We start from the raw sequence: 10,444 nt of genomic DNA, 5'->3' as shown, positions 1-10,444 counted from the left end.
AAATGCAGGCAGGGCCGATGCAGTTTCCTGGGCCCGGTCTGATGCGGGAAGATCCGCCGTACGTGTGCGGGCCACGAAGTTTGCGTGGGGCTCCTACACCGGCGGGGTAGCAACACAGTCAGTGAAAGCAGAGGAAAGGGAGGGCAGAACACCGTTGGATCGCCCGCCGTCAGAACGTAGTCGTAATTCTGAGGTGGACACCGTAGTGCCATCGCACGTCACATGGACTCCGGTCACGCTTATGCGATCCTCTCGCCGGACGCCGCCGATAGCGGCTAGGTGTGGAAACGACAAGCCGACGAACCTGTCGGTAGATGGTGTATCAACCCGTAACCCCTGGGCCCCGGCGCTTCGTGCGCCGGGGCCCTCGTCATGAAGAGGTATGCATGGCCCAACCCGACGACATGCTCGACGACGACGACTACCCCGCCTACACGATGGGCCGCGCCGCGGAGATCGTCGGCGCCTCGCAGGACTTCCTGCGACGCCTCGACGAAGCGAAACTGTTTACCCCGTTCCGCTCCGCCGGCGGACACCGCCGCTACTCCCGCTACCAACTGCGCCTCGCCGCACGAGCCCGGGAGATGGTCGACCACGGCACTGCTCTGGAAGCCGCCTGCCGGATCATCATCCTCGAAGACCAGCTGGAAGAAGCCCTGCTGCACAACCAGAACCACCAGCATCAGCAGCCAGCCAACGCCGCCTGATCCGTACGCCTGACGGTCCCTTCTCCACCACGAGAGGGACCGTTTGTCGTATCCCAACCCGACCTGGATTCCCGCGGGACCCGTCGACTCAGCCGACCGCGATCAGCTCGACTGAACGCAGGTCAAGCCGGCAGCAAAGCCCGCCGCATGCCATCGCTCGCATGTCCACCGAACTGAGCAGCCTGGTCTCCACCTTCCGAGTCTGAACCGCCGGGACGGCTCACCAGGCAATATTTCCCGTGCCTCTCCGCGTCCGCTCCAAGGAGTGTCCTGGCGGTGACGCCTCCCGCAGCCCTGCCCAGTCCTGGTACAGGTGTGCACCACCGGGCGCGGTAGCCGGGCTAACTTCAGCGTATGAGTCCTCGGCGTGGTGCTGATCCGGCTGTTGGGGAGCGGATTCGGGGGCGGCGGCTGCTTCGGGGGTGGAGTGTTCGGTTTGCCGCCAGTCGGGCTGGGGTTTCGCATGCCACCTGGAGTCGGATCGAACGGGGGCTGCAGGCGGCTGACAACCGGTTCACGCTGGCGGCCATTGCCGGGGCGCTCGAATGTGCGCCCGCGGACCTCGCCGGGATCGGGGTTCCTGCGCCGGACCGGACCACTGCGGCGGCTCAGGCCGGGGTACTCGGTTTGCGTCGGGCCCTCATCGATATCGACCTGACCGAGCCGCCGGCCGGGGACGCGCCGGCCGAGGATGCGCCGCCCGGGGGCGCCCCGCCGGTGGCCGAGCTGAGCCGTCGTGTTGCCCTCGCCGACGCTCTGCACGCGGCCTGCGATTATGCCGGTGCCGCTCGCCTGCTTCCGGGTCTGCTGCGCGCTCTGCACACCGAGACGGCCGGGCCGGATCATCCTGAGGCGTTGCGGCTGCTCTGCGACGCTACCCACATCGCCTCGTCGGTGCTGCGCAGCCTTGGGCATCCCTCGGACGCCTGGCTGGCCGCGGAGCGGTGCCGGGACGCGGCCGATGCGGCCGACGACCCGCTGCTGCGAGGTTACGCGGCGTACGCCCTGGCCGGCGCGGCCATCGCCTGCGGGTCCTACCAGCGGGGGCAGACGCTTGCCGAGCGGGCCGCCGGCGATCTGGGCCGGCACCTCGGCCGGCCGGGAGGGTCGGAGGTTCTCGGACAGCTGCACCTGGTTGCCGCGCTGGCCAGCCGGTTTCGGCATCGGCTGGACGACAGCCGCGACTGGCTGGCCGAGGCGGCGGTGCTGGCCCGCCGCACCGGCGAGACCGACACCAAGGGCCTGTTCTTCGGTCCTACCAATGTGGACATCTGGCGGATGAGCATCGAGGTCGAGGACGGCGACCCGGCGCTGGTGGTGGAGATCGCCCGGCGCACCGATCCGGCGGCGATCCCGGCCGGCGTACGGCAGGTCTTCTACTACGCCGACACCGCCCGAGCCCTGGCCCGGGTCGGCGGGCGGGATCGGGAGGCGATCCGGTTCCTGCTCGTCGCGGAGCGGATCGCGCCGCAGCACGTACGCACGTCGGTCGAGCTTGCGGAGGCCATCCGGGTTCTGCTCGAGCGGTCCCGCCGACAGGCCGGCGGCACCGAGCTGCGCGCGCTGTCCGAACGCATGCAGGTCAATTAGTCCCAGCAGAGGCAGAACGGCTTGCCGGCCGGGTCGTTGTAGACCCGCCAGTTGTCGCCGGCGAAGGGCAGCGCGGTGGCACCGAGCTTCAGCGCCGCCGGTTCGGCCACCTCGATGTCGTCGACCGTGACGTCGAGGTGGAACTGCTGCGGGTGGGCGGGGTCGGGCCAGCGCGGCGCCCGGTAGTCGGTGATCTGCTGGAACATCACCGGCTGTTTCCCGTCCTCGCCGATCATCGCCATACCCTCACCTTCGTAGGTGACGGGTTTGCCGAGGAGTTCGGCGTAGAACGCGCTCAGCTCCTTGGCGTCGGGGCAGTCGAGCATCAAGCCCGTGCCAGCGGTCGACGACAGGCACAGGTCGAACGGATGCCCGGCCGGGTCGGCCAGCGTGTACCACTTCTCGTTCTTGCGCAGCAGCTCGGCGCCGAGCTCGACCGCCTGCGCCGAGCCGGCCTCCAGGTCGGGCACGCGCAGGTCGAGGTGCGCCTGCTGCGGGTACGCCGGATCGGGCCACCGGGGCGCCACGTGATCGGGGCTGAGCTGGATGGCGACGCGCCACTCGTCCCCGGTCTCCAGCGCGATCCAGTCGTCACCGGAGTACCTCTCGGTCCAACCGGCGAAGGCCGACCCGGCGAAGGCCGAACCGGCGAGGGCTGAATAGAACGAGGCCAGCCGCCGGATGTCGGGTGCATCGAGCACCACCGTACGCAACGTACCGATCATGGGGAATCCTCCAAGGCTGTCCCGCCCAATTCAGCCACGACGTGGGCGTCCAGCGCGAGTGAATCGCCGGTGCGGACCGCGACCGCGACCGCGTTCACCGCGTAGGCGACCAGGTCGGGCACGTCCACCGGAAGGTGGTGGCCGGAGTTCTCGGCGACGATCAGCGGTGCCCGCCACTCGCGGGCGAGCAGTTGCTGGCTCACGTGCCACAGATCGTCTATCGCCGGGTGCGGGATGTAGCGGTACTCCGGGATCCACCAGTGGCGTCGGCGGGTGACGACGACGGCCGGCACGTCCAGGGGCGAGACCTGCAGCAGTTCCACGTGGCCGGCGATCACGTCGACCGTGGTGGCGCCGGGGTCGTCGCCGTCCACCAGGAAGTCTGTTTCCGGCCAGGTCAGGCTCTGCGGCAGCGACGCCTCCAGGAACACCATGCCGGCCACGCGCTCGGGGTGACGCTGGGCGAACAACCGGGCGATCGAGCCACCGATCGAGTGCCCCACCAGCACGAACGGCTCGGTGACGCCCTGCCCGTCCAGCAGCTCGGCCAGTTCGTCGGCGAAGGCGCTGAACGGCAGCGGCGGGTTGGGTGCGTGGCGCGGCGGCGCATCACCGCAGGCGGGACGGTCGTAGGTGAGGACGGCCGCGCCGGGGAGGCGGTCGATGACGGGTTTCCACACGTCGCCGCCGTGGCCCAGGGCCGCGATGAACACGATCAGGGGCGGATCACCGGCCCGCATACTGATCGTCATCTCTGCGATGCTAAACGTAACCAGAGAGATCGGCCAGCGGGGCGAAAGGGCTGGGCAGCGGCACTGCCGACAGGGCAGGCTGTAGGGCGTGACTGGCAGAACTGACGCGCGGCTCAAGGAGCTTGCGCTGCTGCGCCGGGTGCGGGACCGGATCGACCGGGACTACGCACAGCCGCTCGACGTGGAGGCGCTGGCCCGTGGGGTGCACATGTCGGCCGGTCATCTCAGCCGGGAGTTCCGGGCGGCCTACGGCGAGTCGCCGTACAGCTACCTGATGACCCGCCGGATCGAGCGGGCCATGGCCCTGCTGCGCCGCGGCGACCTGTCGGTCACCGACGTCTGCTTCACCGTGGGTTGTTCGTCGCTCGGCACTTTCAGTACGCGTTTTTCCGAACTCGTCGGCATGTCACCGAGCGTCTACCGACGGATGGCCGCCGAGGACGCGGCCGGCATCCCGGCCTGTGTCGCCAAGCAGATCACCCGGCCGATCAGGAATCGAGAAGCAGTCCCCGGCCGCGCCACCTAACGTGATCGGCATGAGCATTCTCATTCACCAGACGTTCCTGCCGGCCGACGATCCGGAGAAGTCACTCGCCTTCTATCGGGACGCCCTCGGGTTCGAGGTGCGTAACGACGTCGGCTATGGCGACCTGCGCTGGATCACGATCGGCCCGAAGGATCAGCCGCAGACCTCGATCGTGCTGAACCCGCCGGCCGCCGACCCGGGCATCACCGACGCCGAGCGCCGCACGATCGCCGAGATGATGGCGAAGGGCAGTTACGCGGGCATCGTGCTGGCGACCGAGGACCTCTCCGGTGCGTTCGACCGCATCCAGGCGACCGGCGCCGAGGTGGTTCAGGAGCCGATGGACCAGCCGTACGGCGTCCGCGACTGCGCCTTCCGCGACCCGGCCGGCAACATGGTCCGGATCAGCCAGCTCTGAAGATGCCCGGAGGGCAGCGCCCTCCGGGCATCGACGGATCAGAGACGGGTCAGAGACCGGTCAGAACAGCCAGCCCGGCCAGAAGATGCCGGTGCTGAAACCCGTGGACCACTGGTGGTCGGTGCAGGTCAGCTTGGTGGCGAACCGCTGGTCGTCCAGGATGGCCACGACGCCGCGGTTGTAGGTGCCGAGGCCCCAGCCGATGCCGGTGACGGTCAGCCCCGGGTTGGTGGCGATGATCTGGGCAAGCGTCTTGTTGGTCGCGTAACTGCCGCCGCCGACGCCCGTGACGCCGTTGAGGGTGGTGGCGGACGTCCACAGCTTGCCGGTCGTGACGTCCCACTCGGTGCGGACGTTGCGCTGCGGGTTCGACGGCAGGTTGTAGTACGGCTCGTAGACCAGCGTGGCCTCGGCGCCGGCCCGGGTGCGCACGTAGATGTGGTACGACGGCAGCGCGGCGTTGTTGACGGTCTGGTTGGTGTCGTCGACGTAGGTGTCGAGCTTCACCGTCTCGTAGTTCATCTCGTTGACCGAGTCGGCCGCCACCGGCAGCAGGAACCGGGTCTTCCACGACACCTTGTCGGTGTCGACCGTCCGGGACGTGGTCAGCTTGACCCCGTCGGCACCGATGGCGGCGGTTGCGGTGCCGACCTTTTCCACCCCGGCCAGGTTGCTGTGCTTGTCTACCCCGCACGGGCGGTGCGAGGCAGCGCTGGCCGGCTGGGCGCTGACGGCCAGCCCGGCCGCCGCGACCATCGTCAAGGAAAGCGCAGCGATCCGCCGCGCACGAATTCGTGTCGTAACATTTTCGAGGACCATGGCATCGTTATACCCGCTTTGTCCATTTTGACCCTTATCTAGCAACGCCGAAGTGACACGATCGGGCGGCATATGCAGAGTGCATCTTCCAGTGCTTATCCGCCGATGCTGACGAAGACGTTGTCGATCTCGCCGGCGAACTGATCGTTGCCCTCGGCCGGCCCCTTTCCGCCGATCCGCAGCGGCTCGGCGTTGGCGATCGCGACCCGGGCCGGGACCCGCACCGACGCTCGCGGCACGCCGTCGACCGAGAGGGTCAACCGCCCCTCGGCACGCCGGCAGGTCAGGCTGTGCCAGCTTCCGTCGGCGACGTCCAGCCACGGCTCGGCCCGATAGATGCCCCCGCGCCGCCCGACGATCACGCAACTCGGGTGGCCCAGCCGGTGGTCCACCTGCAGTTTGTACTGGCTGACCCCGCCGACCGAGTAGCCCTTCTGCACCACGTTCGCCCCGTCGGCCAGGTCCCCGCGTGTCATCAGCACCGATGCCCCGTACTCGATCGGTCTTGTCCCTGGGTTGAGGCTGTCGTCCCGGAAGCCCTCGAGGATTGCCCGCGGGCAATCCGCATCGCTGGCCAGGGTGCATCGGTCCGGGTAGGCGACGGCCAACCCCAACCCTTGCGGTACGAGTCGGAGCGCGCCCCCGTTCTCGCCGAGGGGACGCAGTTGCCGCCCGCCGTTGATGTCGGTGATCGGCTTGTGGATGCCGCCGTCGAACGTGTAGCGAACGGTGACCGGCGTCGCGGCCGTCGCGATGCGCGGCGACACCGGCTCGGGGAAGGGCGGAATGCTGGGGAGGACGCCGGCGACCGGGGGCGGGACCCGCAGCGCGGCCGAGTGGGTGGCCAGCGAGTCGTGGCGGGCGAGGAGCAGACCGGCGGAGAGAAGCAGCACGCCCGGCAGGGCGAGCCACCACCTGATGCGAAACATGCGGATATTGTCCGGATTGTCGACGCAGACGCCGAATCCAAGCCTCTATCGCTCCACAAACCACTCGGACGAGTGGCCCGACCGGTAAACGCCCAGACCCGCGGCCGCCGGAAACAGGATGGCGGCCAGGATTGTCAACAATCGGTGCGCAGTAGCGCAGGACAATTGGAATGACTCAAGAAACCTGTCACCTCGATTGTTGACAATCGGCCTCCGGGCCCTAGGCTGGGTCCGCGGGCACAGCCAAGGGGAGGCCGACATGAGGACCGTCGTAGTCACCGATCCGCCCCGGGCGGACATCGAGTCGGCCGAGACCCTGGGCGAATACGGCGTGGCCACCGTGCACGAGGCCCTCGGCCGGGTCGGCTACCTGGGCCCCGAGTTCCGCCCGGCCTGGCCCGGCGCCAAGATGGGCGGCACCGCGGTGACCGTGGTCTGCTGGCCCGGCGACAACCTGATGATCCACGTGGCCGTCGAGCAGTGCCGGCCCGGCGACGTGCTGGTGGTGGCGACCAACTCGCCGTCCACCGACGGCCTCTTCGGTGAGCTCTTCGCCGGGGCGCTACGGCAGCGCGGGGTCCGGGGCGCGGTGCTGGCCAGTGGCGTACGCGATGTGGCTGATCTTCGGGAAATGGGTTTTCCGGTGTGGTCCCGCGCGATCAGCGCGCAGGGCTCGGTGAAGGCGACGGCCGGCGCGGTGAACGTGCCGATCGTGCTCGGCGGCCAGACCATCCACCCGGGCGACGTCATCCTCGGCGACGACGACGGTGTCACCCTGGTGCCGCGCGCCGACGTGCCGCGCGCCCTGACCGCCGCCAAGGCCCGCCTCGACAAGGAGGCGGCGACCCGGGCCGCGTTCGCCGAGGGCGAGCTCGGCCTCGACCGTTACGGCTTGCGCCGGCGCCTGCCCGAGCTGGGCATCGAGTACGTCTCCTACGAGGAGTACGTCAAAGGTGACTGATTACGACAGCACCGGCGTGCGCTGCATGATGCTGCGCGGCGGCACCTCGCGCGGCCTGTTCTTCGAGGCCGCCGATCTGCCCGCGCGGACCGAGGAGCGCGACGATCTGCTGCTGCGCCTGATGGGCACGCCCGATCCGCGCCAGATCGACGGCCTGGGCGGTTCCACCTCGCTGACCAGCAAGGTCGCCGTGATCTCCCGGTCCGAGCATCCGGCCGCCGACATCGACTACCTGTTTCTCCAGCTCGGCGTCGACGAGCCCACCGTCAGCGACCGGCAGAACTGCGGCAACATTTTGGCGGGGGTCGGCCCGTTCGCGGTGGAACGCGGCCTGGTGCCGGTTTCCGGGGACGACACATCCGTACGCATCAGAATGGTCAATTCGGACAGTGTCGCCGTCGCTTCCTTCGCCACTCCCCAAGGCCGCGTCGAATACCGCGGTGACGTCACCATCTCCGGGGTGCCCGGCACCGCGTCCCCGGTGATCCTCGGTTTCACCGACACCGAGGGCTCGGCGACCGGCCGCCTGTTGCCGACCGGGCAGGTCCGCGACTCGATCGACGGCATCGACGTGACCTGCGTCGACAACGGCATGCCGGTAGTCCTCGCGATGGCTGGGTCGTTCGGCCTGACCGGCTACGAATCGCACCCGGAACTGAGCGAAGATCAGCCGCTGCTGGATCGGATCGACGCGTTCCGCCGCAAGGCCGGCCAGTTGATGGGCCTCGGCGATCCGGCCGGCACCTCGGTGCCCAAGACCGTCCTGCTGGCGCCGCCCCGGGACGGCGGCCAGCTGTCGACCCGGTCGTTCATTCCGGTGCAGCCGCACACGTCGGTCGGCGTGCTGGCCGCGATCAGCGTGGTCACCGGCATGCTGCTGCCCGGCGCGGTCGGTCACGAGCTCACCGCGGACTGGCCGACCTCCCGGATCGACGTCGAGCATCCGACCGGCCACCTGCTGGTCGATGTCGTCGTGGAGGACGGCGCGGTGGTCCGCTCCGGCGTGGTCCGCACCGCTCGCAAGCTCTTCGACGGCGTCGCGTTCCCCCGCGCCGGATCCCCCAGGGAGTAATCAGTGCTGCATGAGATCGCGCACCTGGCGCACATCGAGATCCGCACTCCCGTCCTCGACGAGAGCGTCGCGTTCTTCACCAACTATCTGGGGCTGACCCCGAACGGCGAGGCCGGCGACTCGGTCTTCCTGCGCGCCTGGGACGACTACGAGAACATCACCATCAAGCTCACCGCCCACGCGACCTCGGGGGTGGGCCGCACCTATCTGCGCGCGGCCGGCCCCGAGGCGCTGGACCGGCGGGTCCGGGAGATCAAGGCGACCGGTCGCGGCATCGGCTGGCAGGACGGCGATCCCGGCTACGGCCCCACCTACGTCTTCACCGACCCGGACGGCCACGAGCTCGGCCTCTACTACGAGAGCACCTGGTATCAACCGCCGCCGGAGTTGAAGCCCGCGCTGAAGAACCAGGCCCAGGCCTACCCGGCCCGGGGGGTCAGCGTGCGACGCCTCGATCACATCAACTACCTCGGTGTCGATGTCGAGGCCAACCGCGATTACCTGCGCGACACCCTGGGCGCACGGGTCACCGAGCAGATCGTGCTCGACGACGGCAGCATCGCGGGCAGCTGGACCACGTTCACCAACAAGGGCTACGACGCCGTCTACACCCGCGACCGCACCGGCACCAACGGCCGGCTGCACCACATCGCGTTCGCCACGGACACCCGCGAGGACATCCTCAAGGCCGCCGACATCGCCCTCGAGCAGGGCGTCTTCATCGAGACCGGCCCGCACAAACACGCCATTCAACAAACCTTCTTCCTGTACGTGTACGAGCCCGGCGGCAACCGCATCGAGTTGTGCAACGCCGGAGCACGCCTGGTGATCGCCCCCGACTGGCAACCGGTGAACTGGACCGAGACCGAGCGGCGGAAGGGCCAGGCGTGGGGCCTGAAGACGATCGACTCTTTCCACACGCACGGCACACCACCGGTCGAAGGGGCTCACCTGTGATCATCGACTGCCACGGGCACTACACGACGGTGCCGGCGGCGCACACCGCGTGGCGGGCGGCTCAGCTTTCGAGTGAGACGGCGCCGGCCTACCCGACGATTTCGGACGACGAGATCCGCGAGTCGATCGAGGGCAGCCAGCTGCGGCTGATGCGCGAACGCGGCGTCGACCTGACGATCTTCTCGCCGCGCGCGTCGGCCATGGCCCACCACGAGGGTGACGAGACGACCAGCCGGCAGTGGGCCGAGGCCTGCAACGACCTGATCTACCGGGTCACCCGGCTCTTCCCGGACAGCTTCGCCGGGGTCTGCCAGCTGCCGCAGTCGCCGGGGGTGCCGATCGCCAACTCGATCGGCGAGCTGCGCCGCTGCGTCGAGGAGCTGGGCTTCGTCGGCTGCAATCTCAACCCGGACCCGAGCGGCGGCCACTGGAACTCGGCGCCGCTGACCGACCGCAGCTGGTACCCGTTCTACGAGGCGATGGTCGAGCTGGACGTGCCGGCCATGGTGCACGTGTCGGCGGTGACCAACCCGAACTTCCACGCCACCGGTTCGGCCTATCTGAACGCCGACACCACCGCGTTCATGCAGTTCCTCCAGAGCGACCTGTTCAAGGACTTCCCCGACCTTCGGATGATCATTCCGCACGGCGGCGGCGCGGTTCCGTACCACTGGGGTCGCTTCCGCGGGCTGGCCGACATGCTGGACCGGCCGCCGCTGGCCGAGAGCGTGATGCGCAACGTCTTCTTCGACACCTGCGTCTACCACCAGCCCGGCATCAACCTGTTGTTCGAGGTCATCGATCTGGACAACCTGATGTTCGGCTCGGAGATGGTCGGCGCGGTCCGCGGCATCGACCCGACCACCGGTCACTACTTCGACGACACCCGCCGCTACGTCGAGGCGTTGGGCCTGTCGGACGAAGATCGCGCCCGGGTCTTCGAGCACAACGCCCGCCGGGTCTACCCGCGGCTCGCCGCTTAGGGGAT

The 10,444-nt window shown here is 68.9% G+C and carries 12 protein-coding genes; 8 read left to right on the top strand and 4 right to left on the bottom strand.

All coding sequences use genetic code 11. The annotated features are described in order from the left end of the window. Window positions 1-386 precede the first annotated feature (386 nt). Window positions 387-707 carry a MerR family transcriptional regulator gene (locus Ato02nite_RS49005; protein ID WP_213013613.1) on the top strand — a complete coding sequence of 107 codons (321 nt, stop codon included), beginning with the start codon at window positions 387-389 and terminating at the stop codon, window positions 705-707. A 354-nt stretch (window positions 708-1,061) separates the two neighbouring features. Then, complete coding sequence (locus Ato02nite_RS49000; RefSeq protein WP_213013612.1) at window positions 1,062-2,297, top strand: helix-turn-helix domain-containing protein; 1,236 nt, start codon at window positions 1,062-1,064, stop codon at window positions 2,295-2,297. On the opposite strand, the gene Ato02nite_RS48995 is transcribed toward Ato02nite_RS49000, so the two are convergent. Beyond that, the gene (locus Ato02nite_RS48995; protein ID WP_213013611.1) at window positions 2,294-3,022 is read right to left on the bottom strand and encodes a VOC family protein; all 729 of its coding nucleotides are present in this window, start codon (window positions 3,020-3,022) and stop codon (window positions 2,294-2,296) included. The two genes, Ato02nite_RS49000 and Ato02nite_RS48995, sit on opposite strands and share 4 nt — an antisense overlap. Next, on the bottom strand, window positions 3,019-3,774 hold the full coding sequence (locus tag Ato02nite_RS48990; protein WP_213013610.1) for an alpha/beta fold hydrolase: 756 nt from the start codon (window positions 3,772-3,774) through the stop codon (window positions 3,019-3,021). Before Ato02nite_RS48990 ends, Ato02nite_RS48995 begins: the two co-directional genes overlap by 4 nt. Before the next feature lie 88 nt (window positions 3,775-3,862). On the opposite strand from Ato02nite_RS48990, the gene Ato02nite_RS48985 reads away from it, so the two are divergent. After that, complete coding sequence (locus Ato02nite_RS48985) at window positions 3,863-4,300, top strand: helix-turn-helix transcriptional regulator (protein ID WP_213013609.1); 438 nt, start codon at window positions 3,863-3,865, stop codon at window positions 4,298-4,300. A 10-nt stretch (window positions 4,301-4,310) separates the two neighbouring features. Continuing rightward, window positions 4,311-4,718 carry a VOC family protein gene (locus Ato02nite_RS48980; RefSeq protein ID WP_213013608.1) on the top strand — a complete coding sequence of 136 codons (408 nt, stop codon included), beginning with the start codon at window positions 4,311-4,313 and terminating at the stop codon, window positions 4,716-4,718. A 60-nt stretch (window positions 4,719-4,778) separates the two neighbouring features. Here Ato02nite_RS48980 and Ato02nite_RS48975 read toward each other — a convergent pair whose 3' ends face one another. Together Ato02nite_RS48975 and Ato02nite_RS48970 are read right to left on the bottom strand one after the other, a co-directional pair. After that, window positions 4,779-5,480 carry a hypothetical protein gene (locus Ato02nite_RS48975; protein ID WP_213013607.1) on the bottom strand — a complete coding sequence of 234 codons (702 nt, stop codon included), beginning with the start codon at window positions 5,478-5,480 and terminating at the stop codon, window positions 4,779-4,781. A 152-nt stretch (window positions 5,481-5,632) separates the two neighbouring features. Further along, the gene (locus Ato02nite_RS48970) at window positions 5,633-6,466 is read right to left on the bottom strand and encodes a LamG-like jellyroll fold domain-containing protein (RefSeq protein WP_213013606.1); all 834 of its coding nucleotides are present in this window, start codon (window positions 6,464-6,466) and stop codon (window positions 5,633-5,635) included. Between the two features lie 259 nt (window positions 6,467-6,725). On the opposite strand from Ato02nite_RS48970, the gene Ato02nite_RS48965 reads away from it, so the two are divergent. The 4 genes from Ato02nite_RS48965 to Ato02nite_RS48950 are packed head-to-tail and all read left to right on the top strand — an operon-like array spanning window position 6,726 to window position 10,439. Beyond that, a complete protein-coding gene (locus Ato02nite_RS48965; RefSeq protein ID WP_213013605.1) occupies window positions 6,726-7,427 on the top strand; it encodes a 4-carboxy-4-hydroxy-2-oxoadipate aldolase/oxaloacetate decarboxylase in 702 nt (233 codons plus the stop codon). Next, window positions 7,420-8,499 (top strand): 4-oxalomesaconate tautomerase, encoded by a 1,080-nt coding sequence (locus Ato02nite_RS48960; RefSeq protein WP_246608218.1) that lies wholly within the window; start codon window positions 7,420-7,422, stop codon window positions 8,497-8,499. Before Ato02nite_RS48965 ends, Ato02nite_RS48960 begins: the two co-directional genes overlap by 8 nt. A 3-nt stretch (window positions 8,500-8,502) precedes the next feature. Further along, window positions 8,503-9,456, top strand: coding sequence for a VOC family protein (locus tag Ato02nite_RS48955; RefSeq protein WP_213013604.1), 954 nt, complete (start codon window positions 8,503-8,505; stop codon window positions 9,454-9,456). Next, window positions 9,453-10,439 (top strand): amidohydrolase family protein, encoded by a 987-nt coding sequence (locus Ato02nite_RS48950; protein WP_213013603.1) that lies wholly within the window; start codon window positions 9,453-9,455, stop codon window positions 10,437-10,439. The genes Ato02nite_RS48955 and Ato02nite_RS48950 overlap by 4 nt, the downstream gene beginning before the upstream one ends. The last annotated feature ends 5 nt before the right edge of the window (window positions 10,440-10,444 follow it).

It is taken from the genome of Paractinoplanes toevensis, assembly GCF_018332695.1.
In the GTDB taxonomy this organism is placed as follows: Bacteria; Actinomycetota; Actinomycetes; order Mycobacteriales; family Micromonosporaceae; genus Actinoplanes; species Actinoplanes toevensis.
Note: the sequence above shows the minus strand (reverse complement) of the source record. Positions and strands in the feature narration are given on the sequence as shown.

Bases quoted from the DNA above. Each gene is read 5' to 3' on its own strand.
- Ato02nite_RS48970 (WP_213013606.1), bottom strand. From the start codon at position 6,466: ATGTTTCGCATCAGGTGGTGGCTCGCCCTGCCGGGCGTGCTGCTTCTC.
- Ato02nite_RS48995 (WP_213013611.1), bottom strand. From the start codon at position 3,022: ATGATCGGTACGTTGCGTACGGTGGTGCTCGATGCACCCGACATCCGG.
- Ato02nite_RS49005 (WP_213013613.1), top strand. From the start codon at position 387: ATGGCCCAACCCGACGACATGCTCGACGACGACGACTACCCCGCCTAC.
- Ato02nite_RS48965 (WP_213013605.1), top strand. From the start codon at position 6,726: ATGAGGACCGTCGTAGTCACCGATCCGCCCCGGGCGGACATCGAGTCG.
- Ato02nite_RS48990 (WP_213013610.1), bottom strand. From the start codon at position 3,774: ATGACGATCAGTATGCGGGCCGGTGATCCGCCCCTGATCGTGTTCATC.
- Ato02nite_RS49000 (WP_213013612.1), top strand. From the start codon at position 1,062: ATGAGTCCTCGGCGTGGTGCTGATCCGGCTGTTGGGGAGCGGATTCGG.
- Ato02nite_RS48980 (WP_213013608.1), top strand. From the start codon at position 4,311: ATGAGCATTCTCATTCACCAGACGTTCCTGCCGGCCGACGATCCGGAG.